Source organism: Flavobacterium sp. GCM10022190, from assembly GCF_042656445.1.
In the GTDB taxonomy this organism is placed as follows: domain Bacteria; phylum Bacteroidota; class Bacteroidia; order Flavobacteriales; family Flavobacteriaceae; genus Flavobacterium; species Flavobacterium nitratireducens.
In genome coordinates, this window is the sequence record NZ_JBHSOQ010000005.1 from 178,821 (window position 1) to 205,567 (window position 26,747).

A 26,747-nucleotide genomic window follows, 5' to 3' on the forward strand; every position below is an offset into this window, starting at 1 on the left:
AATTTGTATCTTTATGTGATGCAAATTTATACAAAATACCAGATAATAAAGAATGAATTCAAACGAAATTGATATCCATAAAGAATTAAAGAAATATTTTGGCTTTAGTCAATTTAAGGGATTACAAGAGCAAGTGATAACAAGCTTAATGAAGAAGCAAAATACATTTGTGATAATGCCTACAGGTGGGGGGAAATCTTTGTGTTATCAACTACCAGCTTTAATTCAAGAAGGGACTGCAGTAGTAGTTTCTCCATTAATTGCTTTAATGAAAAATCAGGTAGATGCTATAAGGAGTTTGTCTTCTGAAAATGGCATCGCTCATGTGTTAAATTCTTCACTTACTAAAACCGAAATAGCTCAGGTTAAAAAGGATATTACTTCTGGTTTAACTAAATTATTATATGTTGCTCCAGAGTCTTTAACCAAAGAAGAGAATGTTAGTTTTTTAAGAAGTGTGCCTATTTCCTTTGTTGCTATTGATGAGGCGCATTGTATTTCGGAATGGGGACATGATTTTAGACCTGAATATCGAAATCTAAAAAATATTATTAAGCAAATAGGTGATGTTCCTGTTATTGGACTTACCGCAACTGCTACTCCAAAAGTACAGGAAGATATCCTTAAGAACTTGGATATGTCCAATGCTGTTACTTTTAAGGCATCGTTCAATAGACCTAATTTATTTTATGAAGTACGTACAAAAACCAAGAATGTCGAATCAGATATTATTCGTTTTATTCGTCAGCATAAAGGGAAGTCGGGAGTAATCTATTGTTTGAGTCGTAAAAAAGTAGAGGCTATTGCCGAGGTATTGAAAGTAAACGGTATTAGTGCAGTTCCGTATCATGCAGGATTGGATGCGAAGACTAGAGCCAAGCACCAAGATATGTTTTTGATGGAAGATGTAGAGGTGGTAGTAGCAACAATTGCATTTGGTATGGGAATTGACAAACCAGATGTACGTTTTGTAATACACCACGATATTCCAAAATCATTAGAAAGTTATTACCAAGAAACGGGTCGTGCTGGTCGTGATGGAGGAGAAGGACATTGTTTAGCCTATTACTCCTATAAAGACGTTGAAAAGTTAGAGAAATTCATGTCAGGTAAACCTGTTGCAGAGCAGGAAATTGGATTTGCTTTGTTACAAGAAGTGGTGGCTTATGCCGAAACTTCGATGTCAAGAAGAAAGTTTTTACTTCACTATTTTGGAGAAGAATTTGACAGCGAAACAGGTGAAGGAGCAGATATGGATGATAATGTGAGAAATCCAAAAACAAAAGTGGAAGCCAAAAACGAAGTGGTTAAGCTTCTGGAAGTGGTTCGCGATACCAAACATTTATATAAGTCGAAAGAAATTGTCTTCACCTTGATAGGTCGTGTGAATGCTGTTATTAAGGCGCATCGTACGGATTCGCAATCCTTCTTTGGTTGTGGTGCCGATCACGACGAAAAATACTGGATGGCTTTGTTACGACAGATTTTAGTTGAAGGTTATTTGTCTAAAGATATTGAAACATACGGAATTGTGAAAATTACTCAAAAAGGATTGGATTTTATTGCTAATCCAACTTCTTTCATGATGTCTGAGGATCATGAATACAGTGAGGCTGATGATGAGGTAGTAGTTACGGCTTCTAAATCGGCAGGTACTGCTGATGAAGCATTAATGGAAATGTTGCGTGACTTGCGTAAAAAAGTAGCTAAGAAATTAGGAGTGCCTCCTTTTGTAGTTTTTCAAGAACCTTCTTTGGAAGATATGGCTTTGAAATATCCAGTAACTTTGGCAGAATTGACTAATATTCACGGTGTAGGTGAAGGTAAGGCTAAAAAATACGGAGCAGATTTTGTGGCTTTAATTAATCGATATGTAGAGGATAATGATATTATCAGACCGGATGATTTGGTAGTGAAATCTACCGGAACTAATTCGGCGAACAAATTATATATCATTCAAAATATTGATAGAAAATTGCCATTAGATGATATCGCTAAAGCAAAAGGATTAACGATGGATGCCTTGATTAAAGAAATGGAGCAAATTGTTTATTCTGGAACCAAGCTAAATATTAAATATTGGATAGATGATATGCTTGATGAAGATCAGCAGGAAGAAATTCATGATTATTTCATGGAATCAGCAACCGATAAAATTGAAGAAGCATTAAAGGAATTTGATGGCGATTACGATATCGACGAATTGCGTTTAATGCGTATAAAATTTATAAGTGAAGTAGCAAATTAGAGAATAAATTCCAATATTTTAAATTCCAAATGCTATAATATTGGGATTTGGAATTTTTTTATTGGATTTTTTTAAGTTATTTGTAATTTACTCTGTGTAAAGTTCCCCTCGATGCGGTTTCAAAGCATCTCTTACCTGAATCATATTTTCGTCAGTTACCACCATAAATGCGATAGCGTGCATTTCGTCATAAACTTTAAAACCAGTAATATTTAAAGGTAATTTTTCAATAGTGATGTATTCTTTTAAGTGGATTTCGTGATGTTCGGCAGTTTTTGCAGAAGCAGGGCCGCGAAAATCCCAAATCAATTTTATTTTTCTAGACATTTTAATTAGGTGCAAAGTTTCAAAGAGGCAAAGGTACAAAGTCTTTCTTAAAAGGGCTAAGTTTGTAAGGGGTTAAGGCACTGGTTTTTTTTCGATAGAGCCTCACTACGATGCGTTTTTTACTATTATGTAAATCTGCTTCAATCTGTGTAAATCTGCGTGCAAATTTTGGAGTAAAGATAAAATCTCATTTCAAAATTGTATTTTTGCAACTTCTTTTCATAGAAAGAAAAGCCAATAAAATAAATACATCATCATGCCCAAAGAACTTTTACTTCAGGTAACTCCGGAAATTGCTGCCAACGAATCTTTGCTTAAAGATCATTTGTCCAAACAAATAAAAGTAGCTGTTTCTGAAATTCAGCATGTTGTGATTTTAAAGCGTTCTATTGATGCACGTCAAAAAGTAGTGAAAATCAATTTGAAAGTGCTTATTTATTTAAAAGGGGAAGCTTTTCAGGAAAAACCATTACAACTACCGGATTATCCAAATGTAGCTAATGCACAGGAAGTGATTGTGGTAGGGGCTGGTCCTGCGGGACTTTTTGCGGCATTACAGCTAATAGAATTAGGTTTAAAACCCATTTTGATTGAACGTGGTAAAGATGTACGCGGTCGTCGTCGAGATTTGAAAGCCATCAATCGCGATCATATTGTAAATGAGGATTCTAATTATTGTTTTGGCGAAGGTGGAGCAGGAACTTATTCGGATGGGAAATTGTATACGCGTTCTAAAAAGCGTGGCGATGTGAATCGGATTTTAGAATTATTAGTAGCTTTTGGTGCTACACCTGATATTTTAGTGGATGCACATCCGCATATTGGAACGAATAAATTGCCAAAAATTATTGAAGATATCCGTGAGAAAATCAAGGAATGTGGCGGTCAGGTTTTGTTTGAAACACGAGTTACGGATATTTTGGTTAAAAATAGTGAGGTAGAAGGAGTGGTGATACAAAACGGAGACAAAATTTTGGCGAATAAGTTGATTTTAGCTACCGGACATTCGGCTCGAGATATTTTTGAATTATTAGACAGAAAAAAAATATTGATTGAAGCTAAACCTTTTGCTCTAGGCGTTCGCGCTGAGCATCCGCAATCTTTGATAGATAGTATTCAGTATAGCTGTGATTATCGTGGTGAGTTGTTGCCACCAGCGCCATATAGTATTGTGAAGCAAGTAGGAGGGCGAGGGATGTATTCTTTTTGTATGTGTCCCGGAGGTGTCATTGCGCCTTGTGCTACCAGTCCTGGTGAGGTGGTGACTAATGGATGGTCTCCTTCTAAAAGGGATCAAGCTGCTGCTAATTCGGGTATTGTTATCGAATTGAAATTGGATGATTTTAAGCCTTTTGCCAAATTTGGTGCCTTGGCAGGAATGGAATTCCAAAAAAGCATCGAACAAAAAGCATGGCATTTGGCAGGTGAAACTCAAAAAGTTCCTGCACAAAAAATGATTGATTTTACCCAATCAAAAGTTTCAAAAGAGATTCCAAAAACTTCTTATGTGCCTGGAACTACTCCGGTTGAATTAGGGCAAGTTTTTCCTGGGTTTTTAACACAAATATTACGCGAAGGATTTACCGCTTTTGGCAAATCAATGCGAGGTTATCTAACAAATGAAGCCGTACTTCATGCGCCTGAATCCCGAACCTCTTCACCAGTTCGTATTCCTAGAGATACTATGACTTTAGAGCATTTGCAAATAAAAGGTTTGTATCCTTGCGGTGAAGGAGCGGGTTATGCAGGTGGAATTATCTCAGCTGCCATTGATGGTGAAAAATGTGCTTTGATGATTGGTGAAGCATTAGGTAAAAAAGCCCGAATAATTACTTAGTTTCGAAGTTGCTACGAATTACACCAATAACACAAATTCGAAACCGTAAAACATATTTCACTAATCTTTACTTTGCGCAATTTGTGTTCGTATTATTTTTTCAATCTGTTTTTAAAAACCTTTTCAAATTTTTCTAATTTCGGTTGGATAACCAAACGACAATAGGGTTTATTTGCATTGTTGATAAAATAGTCTTGATGATAGTCCTCTGCTTCATAGAAATTTTTGAAAGGTTCAACTTTTGTAACAATGGGATTGTTATAAACTTTGTTTTTGTTTAATTCATTGATGATTTCTAGGGCTGTTTTTCTTTGTAATTCATTATGGTAAAAAATAGCCGAACGGTATTGTGTTCCCACATCGGCTCCTTGACGATTCAGGGTGGTAGGATCGTGTACGGTGAAAAAAACTTTTAGGATTTCATCCAAATTGGTTTTGGTTTTATCAAATGTAATTTGAACAACTTCGGCATGTCCTGTTTTTCCTGTACAAACGTCTTCGTAACTAGGATTGGCTACTTTTCCTCCTGAAAATCCAGAAACTACAGTTTTTACACCTTCTAAATTTTCAAAAATGGCTTCAATACACCAATAGCAGCCACCACCTAGAGTGATTGTTTCTAGATGAGTGTTGTTTTTATTTGGCTTAGTTTGAGCATTTATATTTAAAGCAAATAACAGAATTAATAATAAAAACTTTTTCATAGTTTAATTTTGAGTGTTTTCGATAAGTAAATTGTTGTCTGGAATGAAGTCTAGTGCAATTGAATTCATACAATATCTTTTTCCAGTGGGTGCTGGACCATCATCAAATAGATGCCCTAAATGACCATCGCATCTTCCACAAAGAGCTTCAATTCGTTCCATATTATAAGAGTAGTCGTTTTTGAATACGATACTTTTTTTATTTTCTTGTTCAAAAAAACTGGGCCATCCACAACTGCTGGAGAATTTGGATGTAGAGCGAAACAGCATATTTCCACAAGATGCGCAATAGTATGTTCCTTTTTCGTCAGTGTTCCAATATTTGCCTGTAAATGCTCTTTCGGTTTCGGCTTTTCGCATCACTAAATACACATCCTCAGGTAGAACTTTTTTCCATTGTGCATCGCTCAATTTAAGTTTTGTGGTGTCTGTATTGGAATAATAGGGGTTAGATGGTTTCGTGATTTTATTTTCTTTTATTGCCGTTTCTGCAACTGTATTTTTTTTGTTTTGTCCACAGGCTGAAAGAACAAATAATGGAATAATGAATATCAGATTAATTAAAGAATTTGTTTTCATAAATGGATTGCTTATTCGTTTTTAAAGTTTAGGGCTGTTAATGAGCCTTTTGTATAGACAAAGATAGCCGTCAATTGGTTTTGTTTGCTACAACAAAGGCTATTTTAACAGCTATTTGGGGCTTGTTTAACAATTGTATTTACGTAATCGTACTTTCTTTGGTTTTTTAATTGGATAAGGATGTAAGCAAGTGTTTCTTTTCTAAGAATTTTTTGTAATATAATTCAAAGAGAACGTTAAAGACGGCTTGTTTCCTTATCTTTTTTGTATTTTTGTTTACCTATAAAAATATATGTTAGAAGAGAACGTAATACTGGTTAACGAAAATGATGAGCCTATTGGCTTGATGCCTAAATTAGAAGCTCATGAAAAAGCGGTATTGCACCGTGCTTTTTCGGTTTTTGTTTTAAATGATAAAAACCAATTGATGTTGCAGCAACGTGCGCATCATAAATACCATTCTCCATTGTTGTGGACTAATACTTGTTGTAGCCATCAGCGCGAAGGTGAAACGAATCTTCAGGCTGGAAACAGAAGATTGATGGAAGAGATGGGTTTTAAAACCGAATTAAAAGAATTGTTTCATTTTATTTATAAAGCCCCTTTTGATAATGGCTTGACAGAGCATGAATTGGATCATGTGATGATTGGCTATTATAATGGGGAGCCTGTAATTAATTTGGACGAGGTTGAAGCGTGGAAATGGATGGATATTGAAGCTGTGAAAGAGGATATTGCTGTAAATCCAGAGGTTTATACCATTTGGTTCAAGATTATCTTTGATGAATTCTATCATTATTTAGAAGAACATAAAGTTTAAACACTTTTGATTTATATAGGATTATGAAAGTAACAATAAGTAGAAAAGCACATTTTAATGCCGCTCATCGTTTGTATCGAAAAGACTGGAGTTTCGAACAGAATGATGCTGTTTTTGGGAAATGTAATAATCCAAATTTTCATGGGCATAACTATGAACTGATTGTGAGTGTTACTGGTCCAATTAATCCCGAAACAGGTTACGTAATGGATGCTAAGATTTTAGCAGATATTATTAAGGCTGAGGTTGAAGATGCATTTGATCATAAAAATCTCAATTTAGATGTACCTGAGTTTGAAAATCTAAATCCAACAGCTGAAAACATTGTGGTGGTAATTTGGAATAAGATAAGAAAGCAAGTAGAAAGTCAATTTGAACTAGAGGTAGTGTTATACGAAACACCTCGAAATTTTGTAAGCTATAAAGGATTATGATGCCATTGAAGGAAGGGGATAAGATACCTCATTTTACCGCTAAAGATGCCAGTGGTCAGTTGTTTGAAAGCCACACTGTGATTGGAAAAAAAGCAGTTATTATTTATTTTTATCCAAAGGATAATACACCTCAATGTACTGTTCAGGCTTGTGGTTTTCGGGATAATTATTCTGAATTTTTAAATTTAGGTGTTGATGTCATCGGAATTAGTGCTGATGATGTGGCTTCTCACCAAAAGTTTATCCAAAAATTTAATTTGCCTTTCACACTTTTAGCTGACACAGATAATTCAATTCGTAAGCTTTTTGGTGTTCCGTCTAAAATATTTGGTTTGCTTCCGGGTAGAGTGACCTATTTAGTAGATAGTGACGGAATCATTCAAAAGGTTTTTGATAGTGTTTTAGGAATGAAACACGTTACTAAAATGTTGGCAACAATAAAAAAATAAAACGAATATTAAGTACAAAGTAGCTTTTCAAAGTAAATGTAGGCTACTTTTTTTATTATAAATAATTACAATCTTTAAAAAACAATTAATAATGAAGAACATCTATCCATTACAGTTTGAACCTATTTTAAAAGAAAGAATTTGGGGTGGTGAAAAATTAAAAACAGTTTTAGGTAAACCAATTCAGTCTTCAACAGTTGGGGAAAGTTGGGAACTATCTACCGTTGAAGGCGACGTTAGTGTTGTGGCTAATGGTGAATTGAAAGGAACCTCTTTAATGACACTTATTGATGAGAGTCCAAATGAGATTTTGGGTACTGCTGTTTATGCACGATTTGGAAAACAATTTCCATTATTATTTAAATATTTAGATGCTCGCGAAGATTTGTCAATACAAGTTCATCCAAATGATGCTTTAGCTAAAGAGCGTCACAATTCGTTTGGTAAAACGGAAATGTGGTATATCATGCAAGCCGATGAAGATGCACGTATAATAGTTGGTTTCAAAGAAAAATCAAATGCAGAGGAATATGTGGCAAATCTTAAAAATAAAACCTTACTATCTATTTTGGATGATGTGAAAGTGAAATCAGGTGATGTGTTTTTTCTTGAAACGGGTACGGTTCACGCCATTGGAGCAGGATTAGTAGTAGCAGAAATTCAGCAAACTTCGGATATTACCTATCGTATTTATGATTTTGATAGAGTTGATGCTCAGGGTAATGGAAGAGAATTGCATATAGATTTAGCATTGGATGCAATTAATTATGATAAAGTAGATACGTATAAAAACTATAGTAAAGAACCTAATACATCAAATACAGTAGTAGATTGTCCTTATTTTACCACTAATTTAATTCCATTAGATGGCGAAGTAAAAGTGAATAAAAATGGAGAAACTTTTACAGTGTATATGTGCGTGGAAGGGGCTTTTGAATTAGTTATTAATGGTGTTGTATATAGTTATAAAAAAGGGGATACCGTGTTGGTTCCTGCTGCTATTCAATCATTTGTTTTAAATGGAAAAGCTTCAGTTTTAGAAATTTATATTTCATAGTGACTTTTATAAAGTTTATGTGTATTTTTGCAATCGCAAATTAAAATTTAAAAAAATGGCAAACGTTAAGAATTTAAAGAAAGACATCAACTACGTTTTAGGGGATATTATTGAGGCGGTTTACTTATTTGAACTTTCAACTACTGGAAAACCAACTGCAGAAACTAATAATTTAATTGATGAAGCTATTGCTGCTTTTGATAATTTAATTGCTAAAGTAAATGCTAAGAATGTAGAAAATAAAAAAGCACACTTTAAGCAAATCAATGTAGAATTGGAACAAGTTGCTAATCAATTGATTGCTAAAATCAACGAATTGTAGTCAGTAAAAAGCGAAAAAAAGTGCAAATTTAGTTTGGAAAATTAAATTACAGATGTATCTTTGCACCCGTAATAATGACGCCGATGTAGCTCAGCTGGCTAGAGCAGCTGATTTGTAATCAGCAGGTCGTGGGTTCGAGTCCCTCTATCGGCTCAAAACTTCTAAATTGTAGAAGTTTGTTATTGAAATTCGATAATCATTATTACACAATTGCCGATGTAGCTCAGCTGGCTAGAGCAGCTGATTTGTAATCAGCAGGTCGTGGGTTCGAGTCCCTCTATCGGCTCAAGATAAACCATCTAACTTTTGTTAGGTGGTTTTTTTGTTTTTAAAAGGTATCCATAATATATCAAAAAAAATACCGTCTATTTTGTAGACGGCATTTTGTATTTTATTCTTGGGAAGAATTTATATTTTGATTGGTTTTTCGGCTGTAAAAACGAAGTAAAAGCCTATTAGGATAAATGGAATACTTAACCATTGTCCTGTTGAAAGTAAGCCTAATGCGCTTTCAAATCCACCCTGACTTTCTTTCACTGATTCTACAACCATTCGTACTGAAAATAGTAAAACTAGGAAAAGTCCAAATAGGTAACCTGATTTTTTTCTAGCTTCCGTTTTCCAGTACAAGAAAAATAATATTGCAAAAACAAAGATATAGCAAAATGCTTCGTACAACTGTGTTGGGTGTTTTGCTGGAACTTGTGCCAGTAAGTCGGCATATTTTGGATTTGTAGCAATTGCTGAATAGGCTTCTTTTGGTTTTGCAATTTGTGTGGCATTTACAGCGTCAGCTTTGCTGTAATAATCTTGAATAAAACGTATTCCAAAAGGGGAATTGGTTACTTTACCTACGATTTCTGAATTGAAGAAATTACCCAAACGCACAAATATTGCGCCACTAGCTACAGGAATAACAATACGGTCTAAAATCCATAATAATGGTCTTTTAAGGATGTTTTTACTGTAGAAATACATTGCTACAATAATGGATATGGCAGCTCCATGGCTTGCTAATCCCTGGAAGCCTGTAAATTCAAATTTTGGTGTAAATCTAAATGGTAAGATGATTTCAGATAAATGGTTTCTGAAATATTCCCAATCGTAAAAGAAAACATGTCCTAAACGCGCTCCAATTAAGGTAGCGAGTACACTCCATACGAATAAAGAGTCTAATTTTTCTAAAGATTCATTTTCGCGTTCGAAAATGTTTTTCATGAGATACCAACCTAATCCAAATGCAATCACAAACATTAAGCTGTAATATCTAATTACAAAAAAACCTAAATCTATACCTTCGGATGGATTCCATACGATGTTTAAAGCTTGTGTCATGTAATTTCCTTTTTTATATATAGTTGTAAAATTAAATATTTAAAGTAAAACGAGTACTAATTAAAGGTTAATGTTTACAGCAATCTTTTTTTTGAGGTACTGGATCGTAGCCGCTTTTCCCCCAAGGGTGGCAACGCAATATTCGTTTAATTCCTAGAAAGCCACCATAAAATAATCCATGTGTTTTCAAAGCTTCAATCATATAAGCCGAACAACTAGGTGTAAATCGACAAGTTGCAGGAGTTAGCGGTGAGATTACCAATTGGTAAAATCGAACCAATGCTATAAAGGGAAATAGGATGATTTTTGAAAACATTTTTTTATTTTTTGCAATAATTTTAGAATGCTTAAAAGAAAATATTTTCAATATTCCTGATTAACTAAATACTGAAAGTGGTTCCTTCTTTACTGTCTTTCAACTGGATTCCTAGCGCTAGTAACTGATCTCTTATATGGTCAGACATAGCAAAATCTTTATCCGCACGAGCTTTGTTTCTCATGTTGATTAGCATGTTGATTGTTCCTTCTAATTTAGCATTGCTGCTATCGGCTGCTTTTTGATTTTCAAGACCTAACACATCAAATACAAATGCATTGATGGTAGTGGTTAGTGTAGCTAAATCGGTAGCACTGATAGTCTCTTTGTTGTCCTTTAATAAATTGATATATCGTACACCTTCGAATAAATGCGCAATCAAAATAGGAGTGTTGAAATCATCGTTCATGGCGTCATAACATAGTTGTTTCCAACCAGCAATTTCTAAGGAACTACTTGAGCTCGTTTTGATTTGAGGTAATGAATCAACGGCTTCCATCAATCTTTTGTATCCTTTTTCGGCAGCTACAATGGCTTCGTCAGAGAAATCAAGAATGCTTCTGTAGTGAGCTTGTAGCATAAAAAAACGAGCAACAGAAGCGGGGAAAGCTTTGCTTAAAATGCTGTTTTCGCCAGTTAATATTTCTCTAGGTAAGATGTTGTTACCGGTAGACTTTGCCATTTTTTTACCATTCAGGGTAAGCATATTAGCATGCATCCAATAATTAACAGGAGTGTGTCCAGTGCAAGCTTCATTTTGAGCAATTTCACATTCATGGTGCGGGAATTTTAAATCCATTCCACCACCATGAATATCAAAATGATTGCCAAGGTATTTGGTACTCATGGCAGTACATTCCAAATGCCATCCTGGGAAACCATCGCTCCAAGGTGAAGGCCATCGCATAATATGTTCAGGTTCGGCTTTTTTCCAAAGTGCAAAATCCTGAGGGTTTCTTTTATCAGATTGTCCGTCAAGATCTCTGGTGTTTGCAAGCATGTCTTCGATGTTGCGACCGCTTAATTTTCCGTAATTATTGGTTTCATTAAATTTTACAACGTCAAAATAAACGGAGCCATTTGCTTCATAGCCTATTCCAGCATCAATTATTTTTTTGATAATTTCAATTTGCTCGATAATATGACCGGTAGCTGTTGGTTCTATACTTGGCGGTAAAAAGTTAAATGCTTTAAGAATGTCATGGAAGTCAACAGTATAGCGCTGTACTACTTCCATTGGTTCTAGTTGTTCTAGACGTGCTTTTTTAGCGATTTTGTCTTCACCTTCATCTACATCATCAACAATATGACCCACATCGGTGATGTTTCTAACATACCTAACTTTATAACCTAAATGGATGAAATATCTAAAAATCACATCAAAAGACATGAATGTTCTTAGATTACCAAGGTGTACATTGCTGTAAACTGTTGGTCCGCAAACATACATCCCAATAGAACCTTCATTAATAGGTACAAATGTTTCTTTTTCTCCTGAAAGTGAATTGTATATTTTTAGTGTTTGAGTGTTATAAATTGACATGTCAACGTATTGTTAGTTGTTTTTGGTTTATTGTTTTTGGATGCGAAGTGTTATTTGAATTTTAAACCTTTGATTTCACAGTTATTTAGATAGTTCATCATTGCGCCTATTTTGTTTTTTACTAGCTCAATCATTTCGTTTAATTGTAAATGTTGTTCTTGAGTAATTAATTTTTTGTCGAAAGCTCTATAAGATTGTGATTTTACTTCTCCAGCAGAACCTTTTGCGATGCTTAAAAAATTAATAAATTCTCTATTGCCGTTTCGTTCAAAACCTTCAGTGATATTATCCATGATGGAACCTGAACTTCTGTCCATTTGATTTTTTAAAGAATAATTCGTTTTTAAGTTTGTCTTTTGTATTAGATATTCAATTTGCAGACAGATTTCTCGGGCTAATCTCCAAATTTCTAAATCTTCAAATTTTTGTATTTTTCCCATAAAACAAACAACAAACAATTAACTACAAACGATAAACTATTAAAATTTAGTGTCTAGTTTGATATAGTCTAAAAATTCTCTTCTGCATTTTTCTTCTTTGAACTTTCCTCCAAATTCTGAAGTTACTGTGCTACTTTCGATATCGCTAACTCCTCTTGAGTTGACACAAAGGTGTTTGGCGTCGATCACGCAGGCAACATCTTCTGTTCCTAAAGCTTGTTGCAATTCTTGTACAATTTGCATTGTAAGACGCTCTTGAACTTGAGGTCTTTTAGCATAATATTCAACAATTCGGTTCATTTTTGATAAACCAATTACGGTACCATTCGAGATATAAGCTACGTGAGCTCTACCAATGATCGGTAGTAAATGATGTTCGCAAGTAGAGTAAACGATAATGTTTTTTTCTACTAGCATTTCACCGTATTTGTAGTTGTTGTCAAAAGTGGATGCTTTTGGTTTTCTAGCTGGATTTAATCCTCCAAAAATCTCTTTTACAAACATTTTAGCGACACGATTAGGAGTGCCTTTCAAACTGTCGTCTGTCAAATCCATTCCTAAGGTTAACAGAATGTTTTCGACATCTTTTTTTATTCTTGTAATTTTTTCATCATCCGAAATAGCGAAAGCATCGTCTCGCATAGGATTTTTTGCACTCGAACCAATGTGATTGTCTCCGATTTCGTCGTGCATTTCTTCGTTTTGTATCATTAAATACGACTATTAATAGTGTGTGTTAATTTTAAGGCTGTAAAGATAATTAATAAAAACTAAAGAATTTCTATAGCTTTTGATAAAAAATAGCCTGTTTTAAGGGGGGAATAAGATTTAGTCATTAAAAAACAAAGGCAATAACATTTTTAAGTTATTGCCTTTGTTGGTGTTTTTTAAAAACGAAGTGTTTTTTTAAAGCGCATTATAAGTGGTAATTGCTTCTTTAAGTATGTGAACTGCTTTTGTTAAGTCTTCTTTGTTAAGTACATAAGCAATGCGTACTTGTTTTAAACCCATGCCTGGAGTTGAATAAAATCCAGCTGCTGGAGCCACCATTACGGTTTCGCCATTTAAATTGTAGCTTTCTAAAAGCCATTGAGCAAAATCTTCTGTATTGTCTACAGGAAGTTCCGCAATACAATAAAAAGCAGCTTTAGGTGGGGTTACTTTTACTCCTTCAATTTTTAATAATTCAGCTATTAAGGTATCTCTTCGGTCTTTGTATTCTTTGATTACTTCATCAAAATAACTTTGAGGAGTGTCAATTGCAGCCTCACAAGCAATTTGTTCAATTGTTGGAGGGCACAAACGCGCTTGTGCAAATTTCATTGCGGTAGCAATTACCTCTTTGTTTTTAGTGACCATGCAGCCAATTCTAGCACCGCACATGCTGTAACGTTTAGAAACCGAATCAATCATGATCACATTTTGTTCTAAGCCAATAAGATTCATTACAGAGTAATGACGGTCTTTTTCGTCATAAATAAATTCGCGATACACTTCATCAGCAATTAAAAACAAATCGTGCTTTTTTACTAATTCGCCCAATTGTTGAATTTCAGTTTCGGTGTATAGATTACCTGTTGGATTACTAGGATTGCAAATGATAATTGCTTTCGTTTTTGGAGTAATCAATTTTTCAAAAGCTTCTATAGAAGGCAGGGTAAAACCTCCCTCGAAATCTGAATTTACGGGAACTACTCTAGCGCTCGATTCTTCCGAAAAAGCATGGTAGTTAGCATAAAAAGGTTCTGGAATAATAACTTCATCTTCAGGATCCATGATACTTCCTAACGCAAATAGTAAAGCTTCTGAACCTCCTGTTGTGATCATAATATCCGCAAAGTCAACTCTTACATTTTGATTGGTGTAAAAATCAGCTAATTTTCTTCTATAACTTTCGTATCCAGCTGAAGGACCATACTCAATAATATCTTTGTCGATATTTTTAATGGCTTGAATGGCTATTTCTGGGCTTTTTATATCGGGTTGACCAATGTTTAGGTGATAAACTTTAAGGCCTTTTTTATTTGCGATATCAGCAAATGGTGCCAATTTTCGTATTGGCGATTCAGGCATTCTTCTTCCTCTAATTGAAATCTCAGGCATCTTAATAAAAATTTGATGCAAATTTGCAATTTTTTTTAGAACTAAGCTATGGATAGTTTTACAAATTGGAGTTAAAACGTTTTAAAAAGAAGGATTTTTGTTAACTTTATGAAAATTGTGAATCATGAAAAAAATAATTTTATTTTTTTTTCTAGTCTTTTTTGCAATTCCTGTATTTTCTCAACAGGGGTTTGAATTTCATAATGACAAAAGTGAAAAAGTCAAAGTCCCAATTCGGTTAATCAATAATCTCGTTTTTATTCCAGTTAAAGTTAATGGGGTTGAATTACTTTTTTTACTTGATTCTGGGGTGGAGGAAACTATTCTCTTTGGTTTTGAAGATCCTCAAAAACTAAATCTTAATAATGTAGTTAAAATTAATATCCAAGGTCTAGGTGATAATCAGGCTGTTGAAGGACTTAAATCCTCGGGTAATTTATTGACCATAGGGACTTTGCAATCCCGTAATCATTTGTTGTATTTAATTTTAGATCCCTCCTTTAATTTATCAAATTATGTTGGGGTAACGATCAATGGTATAATTGGGTCAGCAGCTTTTAAAAATCAGTTGGTAGCGGTGGATTATGCAAAAAAAATAGTCACTTTCCATAAAGAAGAGGCTAATTTTCAAAACAAGATTCAAAAAACGTATGAACGAATACCGCTTGTGCTCGAAAAAAACAAACCATATTTACAAGCAAAAGTAAAAATGAATGAAGAAGATGTTGTGGTTAAGCTTCTTGTAGATAGTGGGAACAGTGATGCGGTTTGGCTTTTTGAACGATTTTCAGATAAAATTACAGTGCCAGAAAAACATTACCAAGATTACTTAGGGCAAGGATTAAGTGGTTCTGTAGAGGGTAAAAGAGCAAAGATACCACAATTTTCGTTAGGAAGTTTTCAATTTAATGAAACGATTGTGGCTTTTCCTGATTCGGTTTCTTTAAAAAATATCAATATACAGTCAAATCGCTTGGGATCCTTAGGGGGCGAGATTTTGAGGCGATTTACCACGGTTTTTGATTATAAAAACGGATGGTTGTATTTAAAAAAGAATAAGTATTTTAAAAGCACTTTTTTTTATAATAAAAGTGGTATTGAGGTTTGGCATACTGGGGTTCAGTTAATCAAACAATTAGTAGTTATTCCCGATAATTCTATGGTTTTACGTTCGGAGGATGTGAAATTAGATAATGTTAATCCGAGAGTAAAGTATAAATTAGCATTAAAGCCGGTCTATGAGATTGGGTATCTAAGAAAAAATTCGAACGCTGAACAATGCGGGTTACGAGTAGGTGATGAGATTGTTTCAGTTAATGACAAACAAGCTTTTACATTATCACTTCAGGAACTAAATGCACTTTTATGGTCAGAAAATGAAATTTGGATAGCGGTAGTTGTAAAACGAGAGGGAGAATTATTGCGGTTTAAATTTAAACTAATTGATGTTTTGTAGAATAATTTTTTGTTATCTCGATTTTAAACTATAAAGCAATTACCTCACCTCTTATTTTTAGAGGAATTCTACCTTCAGTATAATTGATAGCATTAGATTCAACTGTAATTGTTTTTCTAATAGGTCCGGGAGCCATGTCATATTTGATGTCAATTTTACTCGATTTGCCAGGCAGTATGGTTTCGTTTTGTTTGGATAAGATAGTACAATTTGATGTTGATTGAATTGAATAAATAATCAAGGGCGCATCACCTGTATTTGTGTATTCGAATGAGCGTATGCCATTGTCATTTTTCTTGTTGATCGTTCCAAAATCGATCGTGTTATTTTTGGCTTTGAATTCAATTTTTGCCCCTTTTTGTGCATATCCTACGAAACAAAAAAACAGGCAAATTATTATAGGAGTAAAGTTTTTCATCATTGTGGCTTTATATAAAGTAAATATACTTTGTTTTAATTAGTCCACAAATTATTATTTCCCTTTTTATAGTGTACTTTATTATTTACTTTTGTCCCCGATATAATTTACAAAAAATAAAACCAAGATTAGTTATTGGTTGTTAACGATTATTTTTATGGCAATTCCCGCACAATTTGACGCTAAAACGATAGAACAAAAATGGTATGACTTCTGGATGAAAAACAATTATTTTTACTCAGTGCCAGACCATAGAACACCTTACACCATAGTAATTCCTCCACCTAACGTAACTGGAGTTTTGCATATGGGGCATATGTTAAATAATACTATTCAGGATGTTTTAATAAGAAGAGCTCGTTTGAAAGGATTCAACGCATGTTGGGTTCCAGGTACAGATCATGCTTCTATCGCCACTGAAGCAAAGGTTGTGGCAAAATTAAAAGAAGAGGGAATCAATAAAAATGATTTAACCCGTGAAGAGTTTTTGAAACATGCTTGGGAATGGACCGATAAATACGGTGGAACCATTTTAGAGCAACTTAAAAAATTAGGTGCTTCTTGTGATTGGGAAAGAACCAAATTTACAATGGATCCTGATATGTCGGCTTCTGTAATTCGTTCTTTTGTTGATTTGTATAACAAAGGAATGATTTATCGTGGATATCGTATGGTAAACTGGGATCCGGAAGCTAAAACAACTTTGTCTGACGAAGAAGTTATTTATGAAGAACAACAAGGAAAATTATTTTTCTTAAAATATAAAATTGAAGGTTCAGAAGATTTCCTAACGGTTGCAACAACCCGTCCAGAAACAATTTTTGGAGATACTGCAATTTGTATTAATCCAAATGATGAACGTTTTACACATTTGAAAGGTAAAAAAGCGATTGTTCCTATTTGTGGAAGAGTAATTCCAATTATCGAAGATGAATATGTAGATGTGGAATTCGGTACAGGATGTTTGAAAGTAACTCCTGCGCACGATATGAACGATAAAACTTTAGGTGAAAAACATAATCTTGAAATTGTAGATATCTTTAATGAAGATGCTACTTTAAATAGTTTTGGTTTACATTATCAAGGAAAAGATCGTTTTGTAGTTCGTACAGAAATTGCAAAAGAATTAGAAGCAACCGGAGCATTAGCTAAAACTGAAATCCACTTGAATAAGGTAGGAACTTCAGAAAGAACAAAGGCTGTTATCGAACCAAGATTATCAGATCAATGGTTCTTAAAAATGGAAGAATTAGTAAAACCAGCAATCAAAGCGGTTTTAGAAGAAGGAACTATTAAATTACATCCATCTCGTTTTAATAATACGTATGCGCACTGGTTGAATAATATTCGTGATTGGAATATTTCTCGTCAATTGTGGTGGGGCCAACAAATTCCTGCATATTATTATGGAGATGGAAAAGAAGATTTTGTAGTTGCTGAAACTATTGAAGAGGCTTTGGTGTTGGCTCAAGAGAAAACTAAGAACTTAGGACTAACAACTAAGGACTTAGTACAAGATGCTGATGCATTAGATACTTGGTTTTCTTCTTGGCTGTGGCCAATGTCGGTTTTTGGAGGAATTATGAATCCTGAAAGTGAGGATTTTAAATATTATTATCCAACGAATGATTTGGTTACTGGTCCGGATATTTTGTTTTTCTGGGTAGCTAGAATGATTATTGCAGGATATGAGTATGCTGGAGATAAACCATTTACGAATGTATATTTGACAGGATTAGTTCGAGATAAACAACGTCGTAAGATGTCAAAATCGTTAGGTAATTCACCAGAACCATTGGAATTAATTGAGAAATTTGGTGCTGATGGGGTGCGTGTTGGATTGTTGTTGAGTGCTTCGGCAGGAAATGATATCATGTTTGATGAAGAATTATGTAATCAAGGAAAAGGATTCTCGAACAAAATTTGGAATGCTTTCAAATTAATCAAAGGTTGGGAAGTTTCAGAAACCATTACTCAGCCAGAATCTTCAAAAGTGGCAATTGAATGGTACGAAGCGAAGTTGCAGCAAACCTTAGTTGAAATTGAAGATAATTTTGAAAAATACAGAATTTCAGATGCTTTGATGGCTATTTATAAATTAGTTTGGGATGATTTCTGTTCTTGGTTCTTAGAAATGATTAAGCCAGCTTACCAACAGCCAATCGATAAATTAACTTTTGACAAGGCTATCGAAATGTTGGAAAATAATTTGAAATTATTGCACCCATTTATGCCATTCTTGACAGAGGAAATTTGGCAACATATTGCTGAACGAACTATTGATGAAGCTTTGATTGTTTCAACATGGCCGGAAATGAAACCATTCAATGCAAGTTTAATTTCTGATTTTGAAAACACAATGGAAGTGATTTCAGGAATCAGAACCATTCGTAAGGATAAGAACATTCCATTTAAAGATGCTATTGAATTAAAAGCGATTAATAATGAGAATTTATCATCTTATTTTGATTCTATTGTGTCTAAACTAGGCAATATTTCTGCATTTGATTATGTTACTGAGAAAGTGGATGGCGCTTTGTCTTTCCGTGTAAAATCAAATGAATATTTTATTCCAATTACCGGTAATATTGACTTGGATGCAGAAATTAAAAAATTAGAGGAAGAATTGAAATATACCCAAGGATTCTTAAAGTCAGTTCAAGGGAAATTAGCAAACGAAAAATTTGTTGCTGGTGCTCCTGAAAAAGTAATTGAGATGGAACGTAAAAAGGAAGCAGATGCTTTGGCAAAAATCGCAACGATTGAACAAAGTTTAGCTACATTGAAATAAAATTCTTAAAATATATAGTGATTTAAGCCAAAATGATTTCTCGTTTTGGCTTATTTTTTATAGTAAGTTAATGGTTTTTGTAGTCTAATATGTTGATTTCGTGGTTTTTGATTGTATTTTGTCGATAAAAATAACAGATGAACCGGTTTAAGTTTTTTTTAACATTTCATTTTGTTTTGTTGAGTTAAATACCTTTAAATTTGGTAGTCCCAAAAGGTTTTAAAGCAATTTTTAAAACTTTTTGTTGTCCCCAATTTACTTCTTTTTACTATTGAGTTATGGTGTTAAATGATTGCTTATAAATTGTTTATTTTAACTCAAGTCGACTTATAAAGTTAAATAGTGCAATTCATAGAAAGCTAATTAGTAGCTTTTTAAAATTGTTTTTTACAAGTTTTCTATCCCCAAAATCTGAAACACTTGTTGTTAACCTTTGTGCATATTTTGATTTTTTTTATAGGATTTTTGGGTAAGAAAAGCTGCTTTTTCGGCATGCTTCAATGAGCCACGCTACAAGTAGTAATTTGCTTAAGATTTATTCTTCTATTTTTTTCTCATACTAATTGGTCTGTTTATTTTACTTTGTTTAAAAAGAATTTATGAAATAAAACTACGCTTCATCCAACAGGGAATATACAATTTCAAGAGTTTTTGAATTTGTCGAATGAATTTTCAGATCTCATTTGAAAATTGTTTTCGGTTGTACAATTGCAACAAGTTTTTTTCTATATTTTTCAATGAATAATTATTTAGGTTCATTTTTAAAATAAAGTAGAATGTCAATAGCATGTATTCAATAGAGATACATCAGCAATACTATTTATAAAAGGAAGTTTCCACTTAAAACTTTAATAATAGATTAAATTTTAAGGTTATGAAAAGTATTATTCTTTCCAATTTTCATCCAATTTTAGTTGGCGAATTATTTGAGCAAGACAAACTCAATCAATACACCAAATATTTGTATTATCATTTTCAAAATTTACAATCTTCTGCTTTTGAATCTAAAAAGGGGAATAATGAGTCGGTTAGTTTTGATTATATATCGGAGCAAGTTGATAAATATTCAATTCCAATAGAAAACATAAAACAAAGGCAAACGATTATTTTCGAAGGGGTTAGAAATTTTGTAGAAAATATAATGGAAGTGAATTCGCCTTTAGATTATCAATTTCCAGAAGGATTTGAAGTAAAAGAAACAAATTCATTTGGACCTAAGATTGAAGTTAGGATGGAGTGGTTTAAAAAGAATATGCGGTATGTCTTTAATCAATTTTATTCTAAAAATAAGACAAACCCTGAGAATTTAATTCACGTAACTTGTTCTGGATATTCCTCTCCAAGTGTGGCACAAGAAGCGGTAATTGAAAGAAATTGGAATAGTGTTCAAGTTACTCATTCCTATCATATGGGATGTTATGGTGCATTTCCAGCTATTCGAACCGCTAGAAGTTTAATTGAGTTAAGTTTAGAAAATGGAAGAACAGATGTGGTTCATACCGAATTATTGTCGGCTCATTTGAATTTAATTGAATTTTCACCAGCTAATACCATGATATGTTCGCTATTTGCAGATGGATTTATAGGTTATTCCCTTTATGAAGAAAATGCATTTTTAAATGATGAATCAATTATAGAAAAAAAAGGGTTACGAATCATTACTTCGCATGAATTATTGATTCCAGATTCATTAGAAGATATGTCTTGGGATTTAGGAGAATATAATTTTTTAATGACGCTTTCTAAAAGAGTTCCTGTTTTTATTCGTAAAAATATTAAGTCTTTTTTAATGGCTTTGTGCGAAAAGGCGGGTCTGGATTTAGATAGTGAGAAATCTCAAATGTATTTTGCAATACATCCAGGAGGTCCCAAAATTATTGATTATGTGGTGAACGAATTAGGAATTCCAGAGTTTCAGGCACACTGGTCTTATGATGTTCTACGAAATCACGGAAATATGTCTTCGGCCACTATTCCTTATATTTTGCATAATATTGTAAATGATTCGGCAATTCAATCTGGAACTAAAATTATAGCGATGGCTTTTGGTCCTGGACTTACAGCAACATCGTTGTTACTTGAAAAACTCTAATCTATTTTTAGTGATACAATTAACAAATAATGTTTTGAAGCGTTTTTTATATAATCGACTCAATCTATATAGTTACTATTTTTTTTTTTTTTGTTTTGTTTTGTTTTGTTTAATTTGTTTACTATCAAATCATTACTGGTGTTGAGTTGTAAAAAGAAAAGTACTTAATTTTTGATTTTCATTCGATTTTTATAAAGAATTACTATTGTGCCCCACAATATATTTGCTTTTTTAGATGGTTAACTTCAAATTAATTTATTTGAAGATTATAAGTCTTAAAGTTATCTTCCCCAAGTTTGATAACTCATTGAACCTGAATTTAGTCGTGTTTAATTAAACAAGTTTTGTAATTGGATAGGAAAAAGAAAATTTTTATTGCAAGCAAAATGTTTAGAATGGCTCTTTTGACAAATTTCCTCCCTGAATCTTGAAATTTTGTAATTCCCTACTTTAATAATAGTACTTCCAAGTATATAAGGCTAAAAGGCTTTTGTGCTTAGGATTGTTTTTATTCTAATTTATTTATACGAAAAGGGTTGCTTCAATACACATTTGAAGTGGTTTTTTATGATAGTTTCTCCTCAAATCTTGAATGTACCTATTTGATATAATTATGACATAAAAATACTATTATCATGAAAAAAAATATTTTATACACGATGCAAAGTGTACAACTGCTTTTTTGCACTTTTTTAAATTGTTGCCAAACAATTTTAACAAAGATATATATGGGAAAAATGATAAAGAATAAAATTCTTTCTAGTCATTTGCTCTTGTTTATATCTTTGTTTTTTTCGGTCAATACCTATGGTCAATTAGTTGATCCAGGTGCAATTAGGGCTAATTTTGGTGTTGATGGCGATGCGTATGGCAATTTTCAGGGCTTTACGATTATTACTCCACCAGGCTCAACAACGCCTCCTTCGGTAACAATAGGAGTTGATGATTGGTTTGTAAATAAAACACCACCACCAGATTCTCTCGGTGTTCGATCACCTTATTGGGATGGTACAGGTTTGAATGTTATTGATCAGCGTGATGGAGCTACTTTAAAAGCGGCCATCCAAGCTAATAATAATTATTCTTTTACAAGAAGACAATCCAGACCACCATTATCTATTGTGATGAGTACTGTTAATGGAGTTCCAACTCCCTATTTATGGATTGATGCGGTTTATGGAAGGGATAATAATTCAGCACAGAGTAATAGTGATGCTACAATTTTTACTTCAACTTCTGATAAAAATCCTGATAATCCTACTACTTATAATATAGGTTCAGGTAGTGTTCCTCAAAAAGATGATATTATAGATGTAATGGCGCATTTAAGAGGAGAAGGACCTAAGAATCCAACAGCACAAGATCCTAGACCTTTTACAACTTTGTATGCTTATGGAGCAGCTACTTTAAGAGCTACTTCAGGAAGTAAACATATAGATTTTGAGTTTTATAGAACTTTAGTTGAAGCAACGGGTTCAACCTTAACCAATACAGGTCCAGACGGCGGACGTACCGCTTTTACATTTAATCCTGATGGTAGTCTAAATAAACCTGGAACTATAATTGTTTCGATAGATTATGAAGGTGGAGGTACAAAACCAGATGTAAGAATTCGTGTTTGGATGAGTAAAGCTAGTTTTGATGCTTTATTGCTTAATCCTTCAGCTAGACCCTTTAATGTGGTAGCAGGAAGTTTTGAGCAAGGATTATCTAGTGGAGATTTCGGATATGCTAGAATAACGGCATTGACTGAAGCAAGTGCATCCATTTGGGGTAGGGTTAATGCAGAAGGCAGCACCTTGGCAGCGCCTTGGGGTACTTTAGAGGGGTCAACTGCAAACTGGTATGAAGAGTATCAAACTTTGCAACATGTAGAAATCGGTATTAATTTGACTGCTTTTAATTTGGATAGAAAAGATGAAAGTGATCCCTGTTCTAATATTCTGGGAAGTTTACTAGTAAAAACACGTAGTTGTGCAGGGGGAAATAACGACCCGTTTTCTTGTGAATTGAAAGATTTTGCAGGTCCTTATGCATTTGGATTTACAGTAAAACCAGAAGTAGTTTTAGCAGTTGACCGAGTGATTACTTGTGCAAATCCAAGTGCTACAATTACAGCTTCTGGAGTAAAACCTAACGGAGCCCCAATAGAATTCTATGGTCCAGATCCAACACCGCTTGATAAAACGGATGGGTTAGGTCCATTAATTGCTGCTGAAGATGCAGCACCTGATTTTAATAGAACAGTGACTGCTGGAGGTGTTTATGCTGTTGTTGTTACAGCACCAGGTTTTGCGGGTTGTACTGCAACATCTTATATTACAGTTGAGGAAGATAAAGCACTGCCTTCTGCCTCTGATTCACATACCGATGTGAGTTGTAATGGTGGTAATAATGGTTCAGTGACCATTAATTTTAATGGAGGTACAGGCCCGTATGAAGTCAACTTTAACGGAGGTGGTTTTGTGACTCAGACATCACCAAAGGTATATACTGGTTTAGCTGCAGGAACCTATTCATGGGTTGTTAGAGGCGCAAATGGTTGTTCTGTTAGTGGTTCAGAAACCATCAGCGAACCAACCGCCTTACTAGCTTCTGACGCACATACTAATGTATCTTGTAATGGCGGAACAGACGGTTCAGTAACGGTAACCTTCAGTGGCGGAACTGCACCTTATATGGTGAACTTCAACGGAGGAGGATTTATGGCACAAACTTCACCAAAAGCCTATACAGGATTAGCCGCAGGCACTTATAGTTGGGTTGTAAAAGATGCGAATGGATGCGAACAATCGGGTTCAGAAACCATCACCGAACCAACCGCCTTACTAGCTTCTGACGCACATACTAATGTATCTTGTAATGGCGGAACAGACGGTTCAGTAACCGTAACCTTCAGTGGTGGAACAGCACCTTATATGGTGAACTTCAACGGAGGAGGATTTATGGCACAAACTTCACCAAAAGCTTATACAGGATTAGCCGCAGGAACTTATAGCTGGGTTGTTAAAGATGCGAATGGTTGCGAACAATCAGGCTCAGAAACCATCAGCGAACCAACCGCCTTACTAGCTTCTGACATCCATACCAATGTATCTTGTAATGGCGGAACAGACGGTTCAGTAACGGTAACCTTCAGTGGCGGAACCGCACCTTATATGGTGAACTTCAACGGAGGAGGATTTATGGCACAAACCTCACCAAAAGCCTATACAGGATTAGCCGCAGGCACTTATAGTTGGGTTGTAAAAGATGCGAATGGATGCGAACAATCGGGTTCAGAAACCATCAGTGAACCAACCGCCTTACTAGCTTCTGATGCCCATACCAATGTATCTTGTAATGGCGGAACAGACGGTTCAGTAACGGTAACCTTCAGTGGTGGAACTGCACCTTATATGGTGAACTTCAACGGAGGAGGATTTGTGACACAAACCTCACCAAAAGCCTATACAGGATTAGCCGCAGGCACTTATAGTTGGGTTGTAAAAGATGCGAATGGATGCGAACAATCGGGTTCAGAAACCATCAGCGAACCAACCGCCTTACTAGCTTCTGATGCCCATACAAATGTATCTTGCAATGGCGGAACAGACGGTTCAGTAACGGTAACCTTCAGTGGCGGAACTGCACCTTATATGGTGAACTTCAACGGAGGAGGATTTATGGCACAAACCTCACCAAAAGCCTATACAGGATTAGCCGCAGGCACTTATAGTTGGGTTGTAAAAGATGCGAATGGATGCGAACAATCGGGTTCAGAAACCATCAGCGAACCAACCGCCTTACTAGCTTCTGATGCCCATACAAATGTATCTTGCAATGGCGGAACAGACGGTTCAGTAACGGTAACCTTCAGTGGCGGAACTGCACCTTATATGGTGAACTTCAACGGAGGAGGATTTATGGCACAAACCTCACCAAAAGCCTATACAGGATTAGCCGCAGGCACTTATAGTTGGGTTGTAAAAGATGCGAATGGATGCGAACAATCGGGTTCAGAAACCATCAGTGAACCAACCGCCTTACTAGCTTCTGATGCCCATACCAATGTATCTTGTAATGGCGGAACAGACGGTTCAGTAACGGTAACCTTCAGTGGTGGAACTGCACCTTATATGGTGAACTTCAACGGAGGAGGATTTGTGACACAAACCTCACCAAAAGCCTATACAGGATTAGCCGCAGGCACTTATAGTTGGGTTGTAAAAGATGCGAATGGATGCGAACAATCGGGTTCAGAAACCATCAGTGAACCAACCGCCTTACTAGCTTCTGATGCCCATACCAATGTATCTTGTAATGGCGGAACAGACGGTTCAGTAACGGTAACCTTCAGTGGTGGAACCGCACCTTATATGGTGAACTTCAACGGAGGAGGTTTTGAGACACAAACCTCACCAAAAGCCTATACAGGATTAGCCGCAGGAACTTATAGTTGGGTTGTTAAAGATGCGAATGGATGTGAACAATCGGGTTCAGAAACCATCAGCGAACCAACCGCCTTACTAGCTTCTGACGCACATACTAATGTATCTTGTAATGGCGGAACAGACGGTTCAGTAACGGTAACCTTCAGTGGCGGAACTGCACCTTATATGGTGAACTTCAACGGAGGAGGATTTATGGCACAAACCTCACCAAAAGCCTATACAGGATTAGCCGCAGGAACTTATAGTTGGGTTGTAAAAGATGCGAATGGATGTGAACAATCGGGTTCAGAAACCATCAGCGAACCAACCGCCTTACTAGCTTCTGATGCCCATACAAATGTATCTTGTAATGGCGGAACAGACGGTTCAGTAACCGTAACCTTCAGTGGTGGAACCGCGCCTTATATGGTGAACTTCAACGGAGGAGGATTTATGGCACAAACTTCACCAAAAGCCTATACAGGATTAGCCGCAGGAACTTATAGTTGGGTTGTAAAAGATGCGAATGGTTGCGAACAATCGGGTTCAGAAACCATCAGCGAACCAACCGCCTTACTAGCTTCTGATGCCCATACAAATGTATCTTGTAATGGCGGAACAGACGGTTCAGTAACGGTAACCTTCAGTGGCGGAACTGCACCTTATATGGTGAACTTCAACGGAGGAGGATTTATAGTACAAACCTCACCAAAAGCCTATACAGGATTAGCCGCAGGCACTTACAGTTGGGTTGTTAAAGATGCGAATGGTTGCGAACAATCGGGTTCAGAAACCATCAGCGAACCAACCGCCTTACTAGCTTCTGACGCACATACCAATGTATCTTGTAATGGCGGAACAGACGGTTCAGTAACGGTAACCTTCAGTGGCGGAACTGCACCTTATATGGTGAACTTCAACGGAGGAGGATTTATGGCACAAACCTCACCAAAAGCCTATACAGGATTAGCCGAAGGAACTTATAGTTGGGTTGTAAAAGATGCGAATGGATGCGAACAATCGGGTTCAGAAACCATCAGTGAACCAACCGCCTTACTAGCTTC

Annotated in this window: 20 protein-coding genes, 2 tRNA genes and 1 pseudogene; 13 read left to right on the plus strand and 10 right to left on the minus strand. The window is 35.1% G+C overall.

Features of this window, described 5'->3' with window-relative positions:
* Positions 1-52: 52 nt before the first annotated feature.
* Positions 53-2,248: a RecQ family ATP-dependent DNA helicase gene (locus ACFPTQ_RS15055; RefSeq protein ID WP_379778564.1), complete on the plus strand. Its 2,196-nt coding sequence runs from the start codon at positions 53-55 to the stop codon at positions 2,246-2,248.
* A gap of 87 nt (positions 2,249-2,335) precedes the next feature.
* On the opposite strand, the gene ACFPTQ_RS15060 is transcribed toward ACFPTQ_RS15055, so the two are convergent.
* Positions 2,336-2,575 carry a hypothetical protein gene (locus tag ACFPTQ_RS15060; protein WP_379778566.1) on the minus strand — a complete coding sequence of 80 codons (240 nt, stop codon included), beginning with the start codon at positions 2,573-2,575 and terminating at the stop codon, positions 2,336-2,338.
* Positions 2,576-2,831: 256 nt separating this feature from the next.
* Between ACFPTQ_RS15060 and ACFPTQ_RS15065 the strand changes: the two genes are divergently transcribed.
* Positions 2,832-4,412: an NAD(P)/FAD-dependent oxidoreductase gene (locus ACFPTQ_RS15065; protein ID WP_379778568.1), complete on the plus strand. Its 1,581-nt coding sequence runs from the start codon at positions 2,832-2,834 to the stop codon at positions 4,410-4,412.
* A 92-nt stretch (positions 4,413-4,504) separates the two neighbouring features.
* Here the strand turns inward: ACFPTQ_RS15065 and msrA are convergent, their stop codons facing one another.
* Both msrA and msrB read right to left on the minus strand, forming a co-directional pair.
* Positions 4,505-5,116 (minus strand): peptide-methionine (S)-S-oxide reductase MsrA, encoded by a 612-nt coding sequence (gene msrA, locus ACFPTQ_RS15070; RefSeq protein ID WP_379778570.1) that lies wholly within the window; start codon positions 5,114-5,116, stop codon positions 4,505-4,507.
* Positions 5,117-5,119: 3 nt separating this feature from the next.
* Positions 5,120-5,695 carry a peptide-methionine (R)-S-oxide reductase MsrB gene (gene msrB / locus ACFPTQ_RS15075; RefSeq protein WP_379778572.1) on the minus strand — a complete coding sequence of 192 codons (576 nt, stop codon included), beginning with the start codon at positions 5,693-5,695 and terminating at the stop codon, positions 5,120-5,122.
* Positions 5,696-5,987: 292 nt separating this feature from the next.
* On the opposite strand from msrB, the gene idi reads away from it, so the two are divergent.
* The 7 genes from idi (at position 5,988) to ACFPTQ_RS15110 (ending at position 9,063) form a co-directional block, all read left to right on the plus strand.
* Positions 5,988-6,515, plus strand: a complete 528-nt coding sequence (gene idi / locus ACFPTQ_RS15080; protein ID WP_379778574.1) for an isopentenyl-diphosphate Delta-isomerase — start codon at positions 5,988-5,990, stop codon at positions 6,513-6,515.
* Positions 6,516-6,538: 23 nt separating this feature from the next.
* Positions 6,539-6,949 (plus strand): 6-pyruvoyl trahydropterin synthase family protein, encoded by a 411-nt coding sequence (locus tag ACFPTQ_RS15085; RefSeq protein WP_379778576.1) that lies wholly within the window; start codon positions 6,539-6,541, stop codon positions 6,947-6,949.
* Entirely contained in the window at positions 6,946-7,398 is a 453-nt protein-coding gene (locus ACFPTQ_RS15090) for a peroxiredoxin (RefSeq protein WP_379778578.1), read from the plus strand. The genes ACFPTQ_RS15085 and ACFPTQ_RS15090 overlap by 4 nt, the downstream gene beginning before the upstream one ends.
* Before the next feature lie 88 nt (positions 7,399-7,486).
* Positions 7,487-8,455 (plus strand): type I phosphomannose isomerase catalytic subunit, encoded by a 969-nt coding sequence (locus ACFPTQ_RS15095; protein WP_379778612.1) that lies wholly within the window; start codon positions 7,487-7,489, stop codon positions 8,453-8,455.
* 55 nt (positions 8,456-8,510) lie between these two features.
* Positions 8,511-8,777: a hypothetical protein gene (locus ACFPTQ_RS15100; protein ID WP_379778580.1), complete on the plus strand. Its 267-nt coding sequence runs from the start codon at positions 8,511-8,513 to the stop codon at positions 8,775-8,777.
* A gap of 79 nt (positions 8,778-8,856) precedes the next feature.
* Positions 8,857-8,930 (plus strand) — tRNA-Thr (locus ACFPTQ_RS15105).
* A gap of 59 nt (positions 8,931-8,989) precedes the next feature.
* A tRNA-Thr gene (locus ACFPTQ_RS15110) sits at positions 8,990-9,063 on the plus strand.
* A 122-nt stretch (positions 9,064-9,185) separates the two neighbouring features.
* Here the strand turns inward: ACFPTQ_RS15110 and lgt are convergent.
* The 6 genes from lgt to ACFPTQ_RS15140 form a co-directional block, all read right to left on the minus strand.
* Positions 9,186-10,112, minus strand: a complete 927-nt coding sequence (gene lgt / locus ACFPTQ_RS15115) for a prolipoprotein diacylglyceryl transferase (protein ID WP_379778582.1) — start codon at positions 10,110-10,112, stop codon at positions 9,186-9,188.
* A gap of 67 nt (positions 10,113-10,179) precedes the next feature.
* Positions 10,180-10,428, minus strand: a complete 249-nt coding sequence (gene yidD / locus ACFPTQ_RS15120) for a membrane protein insertion efficiency factor YidD (RefSeq protein WP_379778584.1) — start codon at positions 10,426-10,428, stop codon at positions 10,180-10,182.
* A gap of 64 nt (positions 10,429-10,492) precedes the next feature.
* Complete coding sequence (gene cysS / locus ACFPTQ_RS15125; RefSeq protein ID WP_379778586.1) at positions 10,493-11,971, minus strand: cysteine--tRNA ligase; 1,479 nt, start codon at positions 11,969-11,971, stop codon at positions 10,493-10,495.
* 50 nt (positions 11,972-12,021) lie between these two features.
* On the minus strand, positions 12,022-12,411 hold the full coding sequence (locus ACFPTQ_RS15130; protein WP_379778588.1) for a four helix bundle protein: 390 nt from the start codon (positions 12,409-12,411) through the stop codon (positions 12,022-12,024).
* Between the two features lie 39 nt (positions 12,412-12,450).
* Entirely contained in the window at positions 12,451-13,122 is a 672-nt protein-coding gene (gene folE, locus ACFPTQ_RS15135) for a GTP cyclohydrolase I FolE (protein ID WP_379778590.1), read from the minus strand.
* A gap of 195 nt (positions 13,123-13,317) precedes the next feature.
* The gene (locus tag ACFPTQ_RS15140) at positions 13,318-14,514 is read right to left on the minus strand and encodes a pyridoxal phosphate-dependent aminotransferase (protein WP_379778592.1); all 1,197 of its coding nucleotides are present in this window, start codon (positions 14,512-14,514) and stop codon (positions 13,318-13,320) included.
* 124 nt (positions 14,515-14,638) lie between these two features.
* Between ACFPTQ_RS15140 and ACFPTQ_RS15145 the strand changes: the two genes are divergently transcribed.
* Positions 14,639-15,970 (plus strand): aspartyl protease family protein, encoded by a 1,332-nt coding sequence (locus ACFPTQ_RS15145; RefSeq protein WP_379778594.1) that lies wholly within the window; start codon positions 14,639-14,641, stop codon positions 15,968-15,970.
* Positions 15,971-15,998: 28 nt separating this feature from the next.
* On the opposite strand, the gene ACFPTQ_RS15150 is transcribed toward ACFPTQ_RS15145, so the two are convergent.
* Positions 15,999-16,388 carry a DUF1573 domain-containing protein gene (locus tag ACFPTQ_RS15150; protein ID WP_379778614.1) on the minus strand — a complete coding sequence of 130 codons (390 nt, stop codon included), beginning with the start codon at positions 16,386-16,388 and terminating at the stop codon, positions 15,999-16,001.
* Positions 16,389-16,545: 157 nt separating this feature from the next.
* Between ACFPTQ_RS15150 and ACFPTQ_RS15155 the strand changes: the two genes are divergently transcribed.
* The 3 genes and pseudogenes from ACFPTQ_RS15155 to ACFPTQ_RS15165 form a co-directional block, all read left to right on the plus strand.
* Positions 16,546-19,179, plus strand: a complete 2,634-nt coding sequence (locus ACFPTQ_RS15155) for a valine--tRNA ligase (protein ID WP_379778596.1) — start codon at positions 16,546-16,548, stop codon at positions 19,177-19,179.
* An 874-nt stretch (positions 19,180-20,053) separates the two neighbouring features.
* A complete protein-coding gene (locus ACFPTQ_RS15160) occupies positions 20,054-21,271 on the plus strand; it encodes a 3-oxoacyl-[acyl-carrier-protein] synthase III C-terminal domain-containing protein (protein ID WP_379778598.1) in 1,218 nt (405 codons plus the stop codon).
* A 728-nt stretch (positions 21,272-21,999) separates the two neighbouring features.
* Positions 22,000-26,747: pseudogene (locus ACFPTQ_RS15165) on the plus strand (SprB repeat-containing protein); the annotation flags it as partial.